Origin of the sequence: Burkholderia orbicola, assembly GCF_900100915.1 — a bacterium.
Lineage (GTDB): Bacteria > Pseudomonadota > Gammaproteobacteria > Burkholderiales > Burkholderiaceae > Burkholderia > Burkholderia orbicola.
This window is the reverse complement of sequence record NZ_FNKW01000002.1, coordinates 1,663,526-1,679,182: the sequence shown is the minus strand read 5'-3', so window position 1 is coordinate 1,679,182 and position 15,657 is coordinate 1,663,526. Positions and strand designations below refer to the sequence as shown.

The 15,657-nt window shown below is 66.5% G+C and carries 14 protein-coding genes; 6 read left to right on the top strand and 8 right to left on the bottom strand.

The window, feature by feature from the left end; genetic code table 11:
• Window positions 1-2: 2 nt before the first annotated feature.
• From tssF to tssJ, 3 genes are all read left to right on the top strand, one after another.
• Complete coding sequence (gene tssF, locus BLS50_RS24400; RefSeq protein ID WP_074804660.1) at window positions 3-1,817, top strand: type VI secretion system baseplate subunit TssF; 1,815 nt, start codon at window positions 3-5, stop codon at window positions 1,815-1,817.
• Window positions 1,781-2,920: a type VI secretion system baseplate subunit TssG gene (tssG, locus tag BLS50_RS24395; RefSeq protein ID WP_074804657.1), complete on the top strand. Its 1,140-nt coding sequence runs from the start codon at window positions 1,781-1,783 to the stop codon at window positions 2,918-2,920. Before tssF ends, tssG begins: the two co-directional genes overlap by 37 nt.
• A gap of 143 nt (window positions 2,921-3,063) precedes the next feature.
• The gene (gene tssJ / locus BLS50_RS24390) at window positions 3,064-3,591 is read left to right on the top strand and encodes a type VI secretion system lipoprotein TssJ (RefSeq protein ID WP_249185199.1); all 528 of its coding nucleotides are present in this window, start codon (window positions 3,064-3,066) and stop codon (window positions 3,589-3,591) included.
• A 60-nt stretch (window positions 3,592-3,651) separates the two neighbouring features.
• Here the strand turns inward: tssJ and BLS50_RS24385 are convergent, their stop codons facing one another.
• Both BLS50_RS24385 and BLS50_RS24380 read right to left on the bottom strand, forming a co-directional pair.
• Window positions 3,652-4,860 (bottom strand): benzoate/H(+) symporter BenE family transporter, encoded by a 1,209-nt coding sequence (locus BLS50_RS24385; protein ID WP_074804654.1) that lies wholly within the window; start codon window positions 4,858-4,860, stop codon window positions 3,652-3,654.
• A gap of 175 nt (window positions 4,861-5,035) precedes the next feature.
• Entirely contained in the window at window positions 5,036-6,061 is a 1,026-nt protein-coding gene (locus BLS50_RS24380) for a fatty acid desaturase (protein WP_074804651.1), read from the bottom strand.
• A 243-nt stretch (window positions 6,062-6,304) separates the two neighbouring features.
• On the opposite strand from BLS50_RS24380, the gene BLS50_RS24370 reads away from it, so the two are divergent.
• Window positions 6,305-7,132: a phosphate/phosphite/phosphonate ABC transporter substrate-binding protein gene (locus BLS50_RS24370; RefSeq protein ID WP_074804648.1), complete on the top strand. Its 828-nt coding sequence runs from the start codon at window positions 6,305-6,307 to the stop codon at window positions 7,130-7,132.
• A gap of 50 nt (window positions 7,133-7,182) precedes the next feature.
• Here BLS50_RS24370 and dbpA read toward each other — a convergent pair whose 3' ends face one another.
• The 5 genes from dbpA to BLS50_RS24345 all read right to left on the bottom strand — a co-directional run bounded on the left by dbpA (window position 7,183) and on the right by BLS50_RS24345 (window position 12,108).
• Entirely contained in the window at window positions 7,183-8,580 is a 1,398-nt protein-coding gene (dbpA, locus tag BLS50_RS24365; RefSeq protein WP_023474839.1) for an ATP-dependent RNA helicase DbpA, read from the bottom strand.
• Window positions 8,577-8,774, bottom strand: a complete 198-nt coding sequence (locus tag BLS50_RS24360) for a hypothetical protein (protein WP_006483193.1) — start codon at window positions 8,772-8,774, stop codon at window positions 8,577-8,579. Before BLS50_RS24360 ends, dbpA begins: the two co-directional genes overlap by 4 nt.
• Window positions 8,775-9,061: 287 nt before the next feature.
• Window positions 9,062-10,705, bottom strand: a complete 1,644-nt coding sequence (gene mqo / locus BLS50_RS24355; protein WP_069230495.1) for a malate dehydrogenase (quinone) — start codon at window positions 10,703-10,705, stop codon at window positions 9,062-9,064.
• 538 nt (window positions 10,706-11,243) lie between these two features.
• Entirely contained in the window at window positions 11,244-11,549 is a 306-nt protein-coding gene (locus BLS50_RS24350; protein WP_074806669.1) for a hypothetical protein, read from the bottom strand.
• A 70-nt stretch (window positions 11,550-11,619) separates the two neighbouring features.
• Window positions 11,620-12,108, bottom strand: a complete 489-nt coding sequence (locus BLS50_RS24345; RefSeq protein ID WP_074804644.1) for an Lrp/AsnC family transcriptional regulator — start codon at window positions 12,106-12,108, stop codon at window positions 11,620-11,622.
• Between the two features lie 128 nt (window positions 12,109-12,236).
• On the opposite strand from BLS50_RS24345, the gene BLS50_RS24340 reads away from it, so the two are divergent.
• Together BLS50_RS24340 and BLS50_RS24335 are read left to right on the top strand one after the other, a co-directional pair.
• Window positions 12,237-13,274: a histone deacetylase family protein gene (locus BLS50_RS24340; protein WP_074804642.1), complete on the top strand. Its 1,038-nt coding sequence runs from the start codon at window positions 12,237-12,239 to the stop codon at window positions 13,272-13,274.
• Window positions 13,275-13,344: 70 nt separating this feature from the next.
• Window positions 13,345-14,487 carry a branched-chain amino acid ABC transporter substrate-binding protein gene (locus tag BLS50_RS24335; RefSeq protein ID WP_074804639.1) on the top strand — a complete coding sequence of 381 codons (1,143 nt, stop codon included), beginning with the start codon at window positions 13,345-13,347 and terminating at the stop codon, window positions 14,485-14,487.
• Between the two features lie 33 nt (window positions 14,488-14,520).
• Here BLS50_RS24335 and BLS50_RS24330 read toward each other — a convergent pair whose 3' ends face one another.
• Complete coding sequence (locus BLS50_RS24330; RefSeq protein WP_074804636.1) at window positions 14,521-15,390, bottom strand: mechanosensitive ion channel family protein; 870 nt, start codon at window positions 15,388-15,390, stop codon at window positions 14,521-14,523.
• Window positions 15,391-15,657: the final 267 nt, after the last annotated feature.

The window sequence follows — 15,657 nt, the reverse complement described above, 5'->3', positions numbered from 1 at the left end:
CCATGGCAAACGACGATCCCATCCTGCGCTACTACGAAGCGGAAATGCGCTATTTGCGCGAATCCGGCAAGGAATTCGCGAAGGCGCATCCCGATCGCGCACGGCTGCTCAACCTCGACCGTGTCGGCGATCGCGATCCGTACGTCGAGCGGCTGTTCGAGGGTTTCGCCTTCCTGACCGGGCGCCTTCGGCAGAAGCTCGACGACGAGTTGCCGGAGCTGACGGAAGGGTTGGTCAGCCTGCTATGGCCGCACTACCTGCGCATGATTCCCTCGTTGTCGGTTGTGGAACTCGTCCCGCTGTCGGAAAAGCTTCAGAAGACCGAAGTCGTGCCGGCGGGCGTATCGGTACGCTCCGCGCCGATCGCCGTACCGCCGCCCGCTGGCGCGGAAGGGGTATCGCCGAAGGCCGTGCAATGCATTTACAGGACCACGCAAGCGGTCACGCTGCAACCGCTCTCGGTGACGCATGCCGGGCCGACCGTGCGCCACGACGGCCGCTCGGTGATCCGGCTCGGCTTCTCGCTCGGCGGGTCGGCCCGCCGGATGGAAACGGATCTGTCCCGGTTGCGCCTGTACCTGAATGCGGATCTGCCGACGGCGTTCGCGATGCATCTCGCGCTCACGCGCCAGGTCGACACGATCCAGTTGCGCATTCCGGAGATCCGCGACGGCGAGGCGATGCCGCTCGCCGGCGTCACGATCGAACCGGCCGGCTTCTCGGCCGAGGAACGACTGTGGCCGAAGGCCGATGCGGCTTTCTCCGGCTATCAGTTGCTGCTCGAATACTTCTCGTTCCGCGAGAAATTCCTGTTCGTGGATCTTTGCGGACTGGACGTCACGACGCTGCCCGAACGTGCCACGCGGTTCGAGCTGGAGATCGTGCTGACGCAGGCTTATCCGTCGGACCAGCGCTTCAGCGCGGAAAACGTGCGGCTATTCTGCGCGCCCGTGATCAACCTGTTCGAGCTGGATGCCGAGCCGATCGAGATCGATCATCACGAAACCGAATATCGCGTGGTGCCGGCGGGGCATCAAGGCGAGCATGTCGAAACGTATTCCGTCGACGCGATCGAGGCGTTCGACCACGAAACGGCCGAGCGATATGAATACGTGCCCTTTGCGACGTTCCGCCATCGTGGCGGCATGCTGCGCCACGAGGCGCCGGAGCGGTATTTCCATTCGCGCGTACGCTCGGGCGTGGCGGGGTTGCACGAAACGTGGGTGGTGCTCGGTGGTCACGCATGGGAAACCATGGAGGTGCTGCCCGAGGAAAGCCTGTCGTTGCGCGTGACGGGCACGAACGGGTTGCTGCCGCGCAAGGGGCTGCGGGAAGCGAGTCTCGACGAACTTGCGACCAGTTCACAGAACGTCACCGGCGTGCGCAATCTCGTGTCGCCGACGCTGCCGCTGTATCCGCCGACGGAAGACCGGTTCCAGTGGCGGGTGCTGTCGCACCTGGCGCCGAACTTCCTGTCGATGATGAACGCGGAAGTGCTGCGCGGGGCGCTCGCGCTCTATGACTGGACGGACGACGAACTGAACCGTCGAAGGCTCGCGGGCATCCTGTGGGTGTCACAGGCGCTGCTCGAGGAGGTGTCGGGCGGCGCGGTCGAGCGGGGCGTGCTGATCGAGGTCACGCTCGACAGCCATGCGTTCGCCGGGGACGGTGACGTGATGCTGTTCGGCGAACTGCTGCATCGGTTCTTCGCGCTCTACGCGGACATCAACCTGTTCACGAAGCTCGCGATCGTCAGCCTGCCTTCGCAGGCCCGGATCGAATGGCCACGCAGCAAGGCCGAGCGGGCGCCGCTATGAAACTGCACGACTTCCCGAATCTCGATCCGCTGGTCGCCTCGCTCCTGGCACGTGCACCGCGAATGAACTTCATGCAGCTTTGCCGGTTGCTCGAGGTGCGTTTTCCCGATCAGCCCGGGTTCGGTACACAGGACATGCTCGAGCATGAACCGGTGCGCTTCCGGCCGCGACCGCGAATGGGTTTTCCGGCGAGCGAAGTTGCATCAGTCGAATTTGACGATGGATCGGACACCTTCGGGCCGGGTTCACGGCCGACCGTGCGCACGACTTTCATGGGGCTGTACGGCGTCGATGCGGCGATGCCGTCGCACCTGATCGACGAGATCGTGCTGCGCGAGGAAGGACACGAGGCGGTCGAGGCGTTTCTCGACCAGTTCAATCACCGGTATGTCACGTTGCTGTATCGCGCGTGGCGGAAGTATCGCTATCCCGAGCATTTCAGGCCTGGCGGCATCGACGCGCATTCGCGCAACCTGTTGTGCCTGGCCGGGTTCGGCTGGGGCGACAAGCCGCAGCGCGCTGGCCTGCCCGCTTCGCGGATGCTGGCGCTGCTGGGGCTCCTGATTCAGCGCACGCGCACGCCGGAGGGGCTGGCAGGCGCCATTGCACTGGCTATTCCGCGCGTCGAGGTTCGGGTCGACGAATTCTGGCCGGTCGTCACGTCGACGGGGCGGCCGCGGGCGTTGACTGGCGCCGGGCGTGCTGCCGGGACGGGAACTGGTCAACGTAACGGGTTGGGCGGAGGCTACGTATTGGGAAAGCGGATGGCGTATCGAAGCCGGGCGGTACGGGTGACGTTGCGCCCGGCCGATGCTCGGCAGGCGCAGGACCTTTTGCCGGGGGCGGGGCTGCATCGCGATTTGATGGCCTTCGTGCAGTTATACGTCGGTGTCAAGGCAGACGTACACCTGCGTATGGAGGGGTCGTCGCGATACACGCCGGAGCCGGCGATCGGGCCGGGAAATGCCGGGCCGGTGCCCCGACTCGGCTGGACTACCGTGCTGCCCGCGGACGAGGAGCGAATCGTCAATATTGCGCTCGGCGTCTACGAAGCGTTTCCCGCGACGGCGCCGAATCCATACCTGACCGCATCGCATGCTTGACCAGGAGTGACGCCTGATCTTCAGATTTTCCGCGTCAGCCGTTGCATCCGTTTTGATGCTATCGGCTTGTACTTTCCGTCTGGCCGACAACGCTTGACCCCAATACGCTCATGACCCGCACCATGCATTGCCGAGGAGGACCAATGTCCATTCGTTTCGCTGTTTCAACCGTCTTGTCCGTTCTGCTGCTGTCTGCATGCGGCGCCTGGCAGTCCGTCTCGGATGCCTCGTCGAGCGCGTATCACGCGGTGTTCTTCAAGCAGGTCAAGGTGCTCAACGTCGATCTGTCCGCCCGGGAGGCATTGAACCCCGATGACGCTGGCCGCGCGACATCGGTCGCGGTGCGCGTATATCAGTTGAAGGACCGCAAGACGTTCGATGGTGCGTCCTACGAGGATCTGCTGAAGAATGACCGGACGGTGCTTGCGCAGGACCTGCAGGCCAACCTTGCCGCGGTGTTGAATCCGGGGGCGTCGGCAAGCCTCACGCAGCCGATGCAGGCCGATACGAAATACGTCGCGATCGTGGCGTTCTATCGCAACCCCGGCAACGGCGACGGGTGGAAGTACGTGATCGAAAAGAAGCAGCTCGACGCGGACAAGCCGTTGAAGCTCGAGCTTGTCGACCAGCTTCTGTTGGCCAGCGGCGCTATTCGCAGCACATCTAGGTAGTGCCTGACTGGCCGGGAAACGCATGGTATCGAGTGTTCGAGGACGGCGTCATGCGCGTGCTCAATCCCCCCGACGCCCCCGCACCCAGTTCAACACCGCATACGCCGCCGACCCGATCACGATCCCCCAGAACGCCGACCCGAGCCCGAGCCACGTCATCCCCGACGCGGTCGCAAGAAACGTGATCATCGACGCTTCGCGATGGTTCTCGTCCTCGAAGATCCCGTGCACGTTCGCGCTGATCGCGCCGATCAGCGCGAGCCCCGCCAGGATCGCGACGAACGCCTTCGGCAGCGCGAAGAACAGCGTGACGATCGTGCCCGCGAAGAGGCCGCCGATCAGATAGAACGCGCCGTTCGCGAGCCCGGCGACGTAGCGCCGGTCCGGATTCTCGTGCGCGTCCTTGCCGGTGCAGAGCGCCGCGGTGATCGCCGCGACGACGATCGTGATCCCGCCGAAGCAGGCGACGACGAGCGACATCACGCTGGTCGCGGTGATGATCGGGCGCGCGGGCGTGTGATAGCCGGACACGCGCAGGATCGTCATCCCCGGCAGGAACTGGCCGGTGAGGCTGACGACGACGAGCGGCAGCGCGAGGCTGAGCGTCGTGCCGACCGTCCATTCGGGCGCGATGAAGATCGGCCGCGCGAGGCTCGGCGACACGTTGCCGAGATGCGTCATCCCGAGCAGCGTCGCGAGCGCGGCACCCGTCAGCAGTACCAGCACGATGCTGTAGCGCGGCAGCAGCTGTTTGAAGATCACGTACGCCGCGATCATCCCGAAGCCGAGCACCGGCTGCGCAGTTGCGGCGGAGAACGCGTGCATGCCGAACGGCAGCAGGATGCCGGCCATCATGCCGCAGGCGATGCCGCGCGGAATGTGGCGCACGAGCCGGTCGAAATAGCCGGAGACGCCGATCGCCAGGATGATCAGCGCGGCCGTGAGGTACGCGCCGACGGCCTGGTTGAGCGTCAGTTGCGGAAACAGGCCGACGAGCAGCGCGGTGCCGGGCGCCGACCACGCGGTGACGACGGGCACCTTCAGCTTCCAGCTGGCGAACAGGCCCGATACCCCGGCGCCGATCGAGATCGCCCAGACCCACGACGACACCATGTCGTTGGACGCATGGGCAGCCTGCGAAGCCTGGAAGAAGATCGCGAGCGGGCCCGCATACGAAATCAGGACCGCGAGAAAACCTGCGGTGATCGCGGAAACGGACCAGTCGTTGCCGATCGTTCGGATCGCGCCGGATGGGGTGTTCGGTTGCATCGTCGTCGGGGAATGCGGCGCGCGGCCGTGCGGCGGAGCCGGGGCGAATGATGGTCGGAAACCCCGGAGGAGCGGCCATTCTGGGCATTGCCGACGCAATTGGCAATTCGCGGACGACGATCGGTGTTGTCGGCTTTTCGTAAGGATCGGTGCCGACACGCGGAAACTTCTGACGTCAGGTGCTGATCTGCAACACCCGGTCGACCACCGCCACCTTGATCCCGCTGCCCGTCGACAGCGATGCCGTGCCCGCGTCGAACGGATGCACGGGCGGATCGGTCGGCGTCCACGCATGGCGCGCGAGCAGTTCGCGATATCCGCCGCGGATCACGAAGCCGCCGCATTTCTTCGCATACGCGTCGCGTCGCATCCGGTATGCGCGCGGCAGGTCGTACCAAGGCAGCTTCGGCAGGTCGTGATGGACGAGGTGATAGTTGTTGTTCAGGTACAGCAGCCGCATCGCGAAGCCGGTTTCGTTGATCGTGATGCGCGCCTTCGGATGCGGCGCCGCGCGATGCTCGTACAGCGAGCGGATCATTGCGAGCGACAGCGCGGGCCACGTGACGGCCAGCAGGTAGTACCACCACGGCACGCCGATCGCCCATTGCAGCCACGCGAGCAGCACAACCACGCACGCGGCATGCGTCGCCCACATCGGCAGATAGCGGAAGTCGCCGCGCCGGAACGCGGCGAACGCATCGCGGAACGTCGCCGCGATGGCGAGCGGCGGCCCGACGACGATGCGTCCGAAGAAAGTCTTGCGCGCGACTGTCAGCGCCCGGCGCCAGCGCGGCAGCCGCGCCCAGCGTTCGCGCGTCACGTAGTTCGTTTCGGGATCGATGCCCGGCACGGTTAGGTCTTCGTCGCGATGATGCTCGAGGTGCGTGTCGCGATACAGTGTGTACGGATACCAGACCGTCAGCGGCGGATAGCCGAGCAGCTTGTTCACGAAGGCGGAACGCGTCGGATGGCCGTGCAGCAGTTCATGCTGCAGCGACAGGTGCCACGCGCCGAGCAGGATCAGCGGCGGCGTCGCGGCGGCGAGCGACAGGTGCCCTTCGCGCACGAGCAGCAGCACGGCGAGCCAGCCGCCGTAGATGACGACGACCAGCAGCCAGGTCGGCCACTCGGTGCGGGCAGTGAAGCGGGCGTCGAGCGCAGCGATCGCGCGCGCGTGGTCGACGTCGAAGTATTCGGCCATGGCGTTGAGGCGGATGGATCGGGCAGTGCGGGGAACGAGCGATGGAACCGGGGCGCTCGGCCCGGGTGCGCTGGTGTCTCGCGGATCACGGTCGGCTTGCCTGGCATCGCGCACGGTGGCGGCGCCGGCGGGCCTTCGAACGGTACCGGGGCGGCGCGGCTATGCCAACCAATCGATTCGCATTTGCTTATCGTCGTGCGGCCGATAAGCATCCGGACCGCCGTCGATGCGTAGAATGCCCGCATGAAACCCTGGATCGCAGTCCTGCCGATGTACAACGTGACGCCGCGCCACGCCGCCCTGTGGCGCGCGCTGCTGCGTGATGCGCTCGATGCGTTCGCGAACGCGGGCGGGCCGGCTGACGTCGTGCTGCCCGACGCGCCGTTCGACGATCTGCACGCACTGTGGCGGCGCGACGACCTGCTGCTGTCGCAGACCTGCGGCTACCCGTACCGGATGCTCGGCTTGCACGACGTCGTGCGATTGATTGCGACCCCGATTTTCGATGCGGAGGGCTGCGACGGGGCGCGCTACAGCAGCGTGCTGGTCGTATCGGCGCGGGTGCATGCGGGCGGCGCGACGACGCTCGCCGCCTGCCGCGGATTGCGGGCCGCCTTCAACGGCGAGGATTCGCACAGCGGGATGAACGCATTCCGGCACGCGGTCGCGCCGCATGCGCACGACGGACGGTTCTTCGGCTCGGTCACGCCGTTCGGTTCGCACCTGAACGTGCTGCGTGCGCTGGCCTCGGGGGAGGCCGATTGCGCGGCGATCGACTGCGTGACGTTCGCGTATGTGCGCGACGCGCTGCCCGACCTGCTCACTGACATCCGGATCATCGGCACGACGGCATCCGCGCCGGGCTTGCCGTTCGTCGCATCGCGGGCAGCGCTGGCGGATACGCAGGTGGGCGCGTTGCAGGAGGCGCTCGAGCGCGCGGCTGCCGCCGATGCGGAACGGGCGCGCGTGCTGAGGCTGAAGGGATTCGACCGGCTGTCGCCGGCCGACTACGACACGATTGCGCGGTTCGAGCAGGCCGCCGCGACGCACGGCTATCCCGAACTCAGGTGACACACGGGGCGGCGCCCGGCGGTGCTGCGACCGCCCGCGCCGCGGCCCGCTTATTCCTCGTCCATCAACCGGACCTTGACCCGCTTGCCCTTGATCTTCCCCGCATTGAGCTTGCGCAGCGCGTCGCGCGCGACGCCGCGCTCGATCGCGACATAGGTCGAGAACTCGGTCACATTGATCTTGCCGATCTGCTTGCCGTCGAATCCGGCGTCGCCGGTCAGCGCGCCGAGCACGTCGCCCGGGCGGATCTTGTCCTTGCGCCCGCCGAGGATCTGTAGCGTTTCCATCGGCGGCAGCAGCACGCTGTCGTCCGCCGGCTTCAGCTCGGCGAGCGGATGCCATTCGACCTCGCGCTTCTGTGCCTGTTCGATCGCGCCGACGCGGCCCATCTCGTCCATGCTCGCGAGGCTCAGCGCCCAGCCGTCCTGATCCGCGCGGCCGGTGCGGCCGATGCGGTGTACGTGCACTTCGGGGTCGGGCGTCACGTCGACGTTGATCACCGCTTCGAGCTGCGCGATGTCGAGCCCGCGCGCGGCGACGTCGGTCGCCACCAGCACCGAGCAGCTGCGGTTCGCGAACTGGATCAGCACCTGGTCGCGCTCGCGCTGGTCGAGCTCGCCGTGCAGCGCGAGCGCATGGAAGCCTTGCGCGTGCAGCACGTCGAGCAGGTCGCGGCACTGCTGCTTGGTGTTGCAGAACGCGATCGTGCTCACCGGCCGGTAGTGGTTCAGCAACTGGCCGACCGCATGCAGCCGCTCGTCCTCGGTCACTTCATAGAAGCGCTGGCGGATCTTGCTGTCGTCGTGGCGTTCCGCGAGCTTGATTTCCTTCGGATTGCGCAGGAACTGCTGGCTCAGCTTCGCGATGCCGTCCGGGTAGGTCGCGGAGAACAGCAGCGTCTGACGCGTCGTCGGGCACATCCGCGCGACCTTCGCGATGTCGTCGAAGAAGCCCATGTCGAGCATCCGGTCGGCTTCGTCGAGCACCAGCGTGTTCAGCGCGTCGAGCTTCAGGTTGCCGCGATCGAGGTGATCCATGATGCGGCCCGGCGTGCCGACGACGATGTGCGCGCCGTGCTCGAGGCTCTGCGCCTGCGGACGCATCGGCGTGCCGCCGCACAGCGTCAACACCTTCACGTTTTCCTCGGCACGCGCGAGGCGGCGCACTTCCTGCGCGACCTGGTCGGCGAGCTCGCGCGTCGGGCACAGGATCATCGCCTGCACGTCGAAGCTGCGCGCATCGAGGCGCGCGAGCAGCGCGAGCGAGAACGCGGCGGTCTTGCCGCTGCCCGTCTTCGCCTGCGCAATCAGATCCTGGCCGGCCAGCGCGACCGGCAGGCTCGCGGCCTGGATCGGCGTCATGTCGACATAGCCGAGCTGCGCGAGGTTCGCGAGCGTGGCGGGCGTCAGCGGCAGCGCGCTGAACGGCGTGGCGGTCGGTTGGGTCAAGACAGGTCTCCGAGGTAGGGGCGGCCTTCCATCTGTTCGTAGACGACGTTGCCTTCGTCGTCCTCGAAGCGTTCGAGATAGTTGCGGGCGCCGCACAGCGGGCAGCGGAACAGCAGCCCCTGGCCTTCGTCCTTGATGACGACGTCGGACTGCTCCCACTGCGTGCCGCAGCTCTGGTTTCGGCAGGTAAACACGGTCTTTCTCCAGCTGAATTCGGTTGATGGCGCGCCCGGGCGGGCGCGGCCACGGCGGGCGGCGCTCGCGCGGCTCGGGCGCGGGCCGCACCGGCGGTGGCTCGGGTTGTGTCGATGCGGGTGATGGATCGGGCGGCGACGGGGGCGCGCGTGCCGCAATTCTAGCGGAAGCCGGTGCCTCCGCCCGGCGCGCACCAGGAAAAACGGCCGCCCCGGAGGGCGGCCGTGTCGGGCGGCATACCGGTGCCGCATGGGTGCCGCGCGGCTGTTGCGCGGCGTCGGGCGCGTTACAGCGCCATGTCGGCCGATGCCTTCGCCGGGCGGGCCGGCGCGTTGCCGGTCGGCTGCGACGGCGCGCCGAGGTCGATCTTCGGCGGCGGCGACAGCTGCAGCACGTCGCTCGTATAGGTCCATTCCTCGACGACCTTCGCCGGGCTGTCGTTCAGCTTGGTGCCGTAGCTCGGCACGATCTGGCGGATCTTCTGCTGCCACTCGGGCGTCGCGACCTTGTCCTTGAACACCTTCTTCATCAGGTTCAGCATGATCGGCGCGGCGGTCGACGCGCCCGGCGATGCGCCGAGCAGGCCCGCGATGCTGCCGTCCTGCGACGCGACGATCTCGGTGCCGAGCTTCAGCACGCCGCCCTTGACCGGGTCGCGCTTGATGATCTGCACGCGCTGGCCGGCCTGCCACAGGCGCCAGTCTTCCTTCTTCGCGTTCGGGAAATATTCCTTCAGCGCATTGAAGCGGTCGTCGTCGGTCAGCATCAGCTGGCCGGCGAGGTACTGCACCAGCGGGAATTCGTCGACGCCCACGCGCATCATCGGCGCGACGTTGTGCAGGTTGGTGCTCTTCGCGAGGTCGAAGTACGAGCCGTTCTTCAGGAACTTGGTCGAGAACGTCGCGAACGGCCCGAACAGGATGATCTTCTTGCCGTCGATGATCCGCGTGTCGAGGTGCGGCACCGACATCGGCGGCGACCCGACCGACGCTTTGCCGTAGGCCTTCGCGAGGTGCTGCTTCACGACCTCGGGGTTGTCGGTCACGAGGAACGAGCCGCCGACCGGGAATGCGCCGTAGTCCTTCGCCTCGGGGATGCCCGACGCCTGCAGCAGGTGCAGCGCACCGCCGCCCGCGCCGATGAACACGAACTTCGCGTCGACCGATTGCGGCGGTTCGTCGGAATGCAGCTTGACCCACGACACGTGCCACGTGCCGTCGGCGTTGCGCGTGATTTCGCGCACTTCGCTCGACAGCGACAGCGTGAAGTTCGGCTGCGTCTTCAGGTAGCCGACGAACTGGCGCGTGATCTCGCCGAAGTTCACGTCGGTGCCGATCGGCGTCCACGTCGCGGCCACTTTCTGGTTGCGGTCGCGGCCTTCCATCATCAGCGGCACCCACTGCTTGATCTGGTCGTAGTCTTCCGAATACTGCATCCCGCGGAACAGCGGGCTCGCCTGCAGCGCTTCGTAGCGCTTCTTCAGGAAGCGCACGTTGTCGTCGCCCCAGACGAAGCTCATGTGCGGCGTCGAGTTGATGAATGAGTGCGGATTCTTCAGCACGCCCTGCTTGACCTGCCACGCCCAGAACTGGCGCGAGATCTGGAACGACTCGTTGATCTCGATCGCCTTCGAGATGTCGACCTTGCCGTCCGCCTTCTCCGGCGTGTAGTTCAGCTCGGCGAGCGCCGAGTGGCCGGTGCCGGCGTTGTTCCAGCCGTTCGAGCTTTCCAGCGCGACGCCGTCGAGGCGTTCGACCATCGTCATCGACCAGTCGGGCTGGAGTTCGTGCAGCCAGACGCCGAGCGTCGAGCTCATGATGCCGCCGCCCACCAGCAGGACGTCGACCTTCTTCGTGTCGGCGGCGTGCGCCGACGATGTCGCGACGCACAGCGCGAGCGCCGACAGTATTACCCGTAACGTTTTGATCACAGCAGATCCCTTTTTCAACTTGGATGCATCGGTTTGCCATGCCGCCCGGCGCGCGGTTCCGTGGCGCCGGAACGCGGGTCCGGAGATTCGGACCGCGAATCCGGAATTCCGGATCGGCGCGGCGCGCCGTTGCATTTGCGCACGCGAAGCGATTCGGAAGGACACCTTCGGATCGGCTTCCCGCGGGTAGGCAAGCGCCTGCGTCGCGAGGGTGCGCCACGCGCCCGGGCCCGGGTGGCAAGCCTGAGCGGACGGCGCTTCAGGCTGCGTTGAAAGAGGCCGCGTGCGACGCGTTTTGCGGGGGCGGGGTGGCAAGGGGCGCGTAATATAACCGAACTCGGACAACGTGTCGCAGGCGGCGAATATCCCTGTTTTCGTGGGGTTTTTTGTGCGTCCGGGTTTCCGGAATGACGGGGCGCGACGCGGGAAAATCGACGGGGATCGGCAGGGTGGAATGCGTACGATGGACGGGCCATGGAGCAGACCGGAACATCATCGGATCGCGGCGTTGCACCACGACCCGTTCACGCGCATCCCATCACTTCGTTCCGCCGTTCCGGCAGAACTGCTCATAAGCCTGAGCTGAATTCGCGAAGCCGCGCGCCTTCGCAAGTTCCCACGGACGCTCGCACTGCTGCGTGCGCTCGCACCACGCGTAGCCGGCGGAGCCGATGCAGCCGTGCGCGTCGCGATCGCCGCCGACCAGCGGCGCGGCCACTGGCGCGGCAGTACCGGCCGGTGCCGAAGAGGTGGCCGGCGCGGACGATTGGGCCGCACAGGCGCTCAATGCGAATGCGCAGGCGATCGAGGCGGCAAACGACACGGTGGGAAAGTAACGTTTCATCGGGTAGCGCTCCATGGGATAACGATCGACAGCGGATGCCCGTGCGCGGGCGCCTGACAGGCATGAACGGTCACGCGTCCGGCACCGGCACGCGTGACGAGAACTTCACCTCGCGCAACGCGAGGCTCGACTGGATCGACGACACGCCGGCCTGCTTCCTCAGCACGCGCTCGACGAATTCCGCATACGCATCGAGATCGGCCGCGACGACCTGCAGGATGTAATCGGCCGCGCCGGTGATCTTGTGGCACGACGTGACTTCGTCGTGACGCCGCATCACGTCCTCGAAGCGATCCGAATCCTCGTCGGAATGCATGTTGAACGTCACCTGCACGAACGCGAACACGTTCATGCCGAGCGCGCGCCGGTCGAGGTTCGCCTGGTAGCCGGTGATCACGCGTTCGTCCTCGAGCCGCTTGCGGCGGCGCCAGCACGGCGTGACGCTCAGCGACAGCTTCTCGCCGAGCGTGGCGTTCGACAGTGCGCCGTCCTCCTGCAACAGACGGAGCATCGCGCGGTCGACGCCGTCCAGTTCAACTGAAGCGCGATTTTTGCTCATATCCGGGATTCCGTAGGCAGATTGCTCAAAATTGTACGAAACGAAGAAGTGAAAAGCAAAGTTATTGCCGGCCGGCCTCAATAGACTGTTGTCACCCCTTTCCCTCGTCATCCCTGCAACGGTCAACCATGCTCACGGTCTACAGCAGCGATCACCTCCTGCATCGCGGCGTCGAACTGAAGGACGGCGCGATCACCGAGTCGTTCGAAAACCCCCTTCGCGCCGAAACGGTGCTCGCGCAGGTCCGTGCGGCCGGCCTCGGCGACGTGATCGCGCCGCGCGGGTTCGACCGGGCCAGCTATGCCGGCGCGCACAGCGCGCGCTACGTCGATTTTCTCGCCGGCGCGTGGGACGAATGGGCCGCGACCGGCCGCACCTGCCAGGCGCTGCCGCTCGTGTGGCCGGTGCGCGCGATGCCGGCGTCGGCCGATTTGCCCGATTTCATCGACGGCAAGCTCGGCTTCTTCGCGATGGACGCCGGCGCGCCGATCAACGCGGGCACGTGGGACGCGGTGAGCGCGAGCGCGAATTCGGCGCTGACCGGCGCCGACCTGCTGTCCGGCGGCGGTGCGCACGCCGCGTTCGCGCTGTGCCGCCCGCCCGGCCACCACGCGGGGCGCGAGTACATGGGCGGCTACTGCTACCTGAACAACGCGGCGATCGCCGCGCAGCACGGCATCGCGAGCGGCGCGTCGCGCGTCGCGGTGCTCGACGTCGATTTCCATCATGGCAACGGCACGCAGGACATCTTCTATGAGCAGTCGGACGTGCTGTTCGCGTCGCTGCACGGCGAGCCGGCGGTGTCGTATCCGTACTTCTCCGGCTACGCGGACGAGCGCGGCGCGGGCGCCGGCGCGGGCTTCAACCTGAACCTGCCGCTGCCGAAGGGCACGCAGTGGGACACCTATTCGGCGGCGCTCGACCAGGCCGCGGCGGCGATCGCGAAGCACGCGCCCGACCTGCTCGTCGTGTCGCTCGGCGTCGACACGTTCGAGCACGACCCGATCAGCCATTTCAAGCTGCGCTCGCCCGACTACCTGCGGATCGGCGAGACGCTCGCGCGCTTGAACCTGCCGACGCTGTTCGTGATGGAAGGCGGCTACATGGTCGACGAGATCGGCATCAACGCGGTGAACGTACTGCTGGGATTCGAAGGACGTGCTTGAGCGCACGGCACGACCTTCGGCGAACGACGAATCCGAACACGAACGAAGCGCGACAAGGAAGGAGACAAGCATGAACCGGCATCACAAGACCGTACTCGCCACCGCAGCTGCACTGACGTGCGCGCTGCCAGCATGGTCCGCGCATGCGGACGACGTCGTGCGCATCGGGCACGTCGCGCCGCTGACCGGCGCGATCGCGCATCTCGGCAAGGACAGCGAAAACGGCGCACGGCTCGCCGTCGAGGAAATCAACGCGAAGGGGCTGACGATCGGCGGCAGGAAGATCACGCTGCAACTCGACGCGCAGGACGATGCGGGCGATCCGCGCACCGCGACGCAGGTCGCGCAGCGGCTCGTCGACGACAAGGTCGTCGGCGTCGTCGGTCATCACAACTCGGGCACGTCGATTCCGGCGTCGCGCGTGTATCGCGACGGCGGCGTCGTGCAGATCTCGCAGGCCGCGACCAACCCGACGTATACGCAGCAAGGCTTCAAGACGACCTATCGCGTCGTCGCGACCGATGCGCAGCAGGGGCCGGCGCTTGCCATGTATGCGGCGAAGAACATGGGAATCCGGACGGTCGCCGTGGTCGACGATTCGACCGCGTACGGGCAAGGCCTCGCGACCGAATTCGAGAAGGCCGCGAAAGCGGCCGGGATGAAGGTCGTGTCGCGCGACGCGACGAACGACAAGGCGATCGACTTCCGTGCGATCCTCACGAAGATCAAGGGCATGAACCCGGACGCGATCATGTACGGCGGGATGGATGCGACGGGCGGCCCGCTCGCGAAGCAGGCGCGCCAGCTCGGCATGCGCGCGAAAATCCTGGCCGGCGACGGCGTGTGCTCGACCGACCTGCCGAAGCTCGCCGGTCCGGCGTCGGACAACGTCGTGTGTTCCGAGGCCGGTATCGCGCTCGAGAAGATGCCCGGTGGCGCGGCGTTCGCGAAGCGCTACGAAGCGCGTTACCACCAGCCGATGCAGGTGTATGCGCCGTTCTCGTACGATGCGGTCTACATCATCGTCGACGCGATGAAGCGCGCGAATTCGACGGACGCGGCGAAGGTGCTGGCCGCGATGCCGGCCACCGACTATCGCGGCGTGATCGGCGAAACGCGCTTCACGCCGCAGGGCGACCTGAAGCACGGCGCGATCTCGGTGTTCACGTACAAGAGCGGCAGGAAGGCGCTGCTCGACATCGTCCGGATGTAACGTCGCAGCCGGGGCGCGGCGCGCTCCGCGGCACTACAAGACCCGCACGCGCGCGTCGCCTGCGCGGCGCTCCGCGTCGTGCACGATGTGCAGCTCCCGCGTGCGGATCGGCAGCGCGCAGTCCGCCTCGGCGAGCGTCTTGCGCACCTGGCGCGCGAGGCGCCAGCGCATCGCCCAGAACTTGTCGGTATGCGTCCACACGCGCATGTTCGCGACGGCCGTGCTGTCGTCGAAACGCATCACCATCACGTCCGGCGCGGGGTCCTGCAGCACGTCGGGATCGGCCACGGCCAGCGCATGCAGTGCAGCGAGCGCGCGATCGATATCGTCGTGCACGGACACTTCCACTTCGAGATCGAGGCGGCGCGTCGGGTTGCGCGTGTAGTTGCGGATCGAGCTGCCCCACAGCGCGCTGTTCGGCACGTATTCGCAGATGCCGTCCGGCTTCGTGAGGCGCGTCATGAAGAGCCCGACTTCGTCGACGGTGCCCGCGACGCCCGTGCCGCCGTCGATGTAGTCGCCGACCTTGAACGGTCGCAACAGCAGAAGCATGATGCCGGCCGCGATGTTCTGCATCGTGCCCTGCAGCGCGAGCCCGATGGCGAGGCCCGCGGCGCCGAGCACCGCGACGATGCTCGAGGTTTCGATGCCGAGCTGCGACAGCGCGCCGACGATCGCGACGATGCGGATGCCCCATACCGCGACGTCGCAGAGGATCGGCCGCAGCGTGTCGTCGACGCGCTCCTTGTTCGAGAGCAGCCGGTTCAGCCAGTTGCCGACGCGTTTCGACAGCCACCAGCCGACGATGAGCAGCGCCAGGCCGGCGGCAAGCTTGAGAGAGAGGGTGGACAATGCGTTCCACAGGAACGTCCAGCGTTCCGGATGAAGATGATCGAGAAACATGACGGGATTCCGGTGTTGAAGACACAGTGCGCGGCGCGTGTCGCGCGCCGGCAGCCCTCGACTGTACACGGCGCGGCGGGTTTCGCGCGAATGCATGGCGTCCCGGCGGCATTGTTTTAGTACTAGTATTAAGCGGCATTCTTAACAAATAAGACGAGTCCTATTTAGCCGTTTCGGCCACGCCGATACACTCGCTGTCGAGTAGCCGGATCGCGACGATCGTTCCTCCGCGATGCCCGGTTCTTTCCCGATTTTTCATTGAATAGC

Bases quoted from the DNA above. Each gene is read 5' to 3' on its own strand.
- tssG (WP_074804657.1), top strand. From the start codon at position 1,781: ATGGCCACGCAGCAAGGCCGAGCGGGCGCCGCTATGAAACTGCACGAC.
- tssJ (WP_249185199.1), top strand. From the start codon at position 3,064: ATGTCCATTCGTTTCGCTGTTTCAACCGTCTTGTCCGTTCTGCTGCTG.
- BLS50_RS24350 (WP_074806669.1), bottom strand. From the start codon at position 11,549: ATGAAACGTTACTTTCCCACCGTGTCGTTTGCCGCCTCGATCGCCTGC.
- BLS50_RS24335 (WP_074804639.1), top strand. From the start codon at position 13,345: ATGAACCGGCATCACAAGACCGTACTCGCCACCGCAGCTGCACTGACG.
- tssF (WP_074804660.1), top strand. From the start codon at position 3: ATGGCAAACGACGATCCCATCCTGCGCTACTACGAAGCGGAAATGCGC.
- BLS50_RS24370 (WP_074804648.1), top strand. From the start codon at position 6,305: ATGAAACCCTGGATCGCAGTCCTGCCGATGTACAACGTGACGCCGCGC.
- BLS50_RS24345 (WP_074804644.1), bottom strand. From the start codon at position 12,108: ATGAGCAAAAATCGCGCTTCAGTTGAACTGGACGGCGTCGACCGCGCG.
- BLS50_RS24340 (WP_074804642.1), top strand. From the start codon at position 12,237: ATGCTCACGGTCTACAGCAGCGATCACCTCCTGCATCGCGGCGTCGAA.
- BLS50_RS24330 (WP_074804636.1), bottom strand. From the start codon at position 15,390: ATGTTTCTCGATCATCTTCATCCGGAACGCTGGACGTTCCTGTGGAAC.
- BLS50_RS24380 (WP_074804651.1), bottom strand. From the start codon at position 6,061: ATGGCCGAATACTTCGACGTCGACCACGCGCGCGCGATCGCTGCGCTC.
- BLS50_RS24385 (WP_074804654.1), bottom strand. From the start codon at position 4,860: ATGCAACCGAACACCCCATCCGGCGCGATCCGAACGATCGGCAACGAC.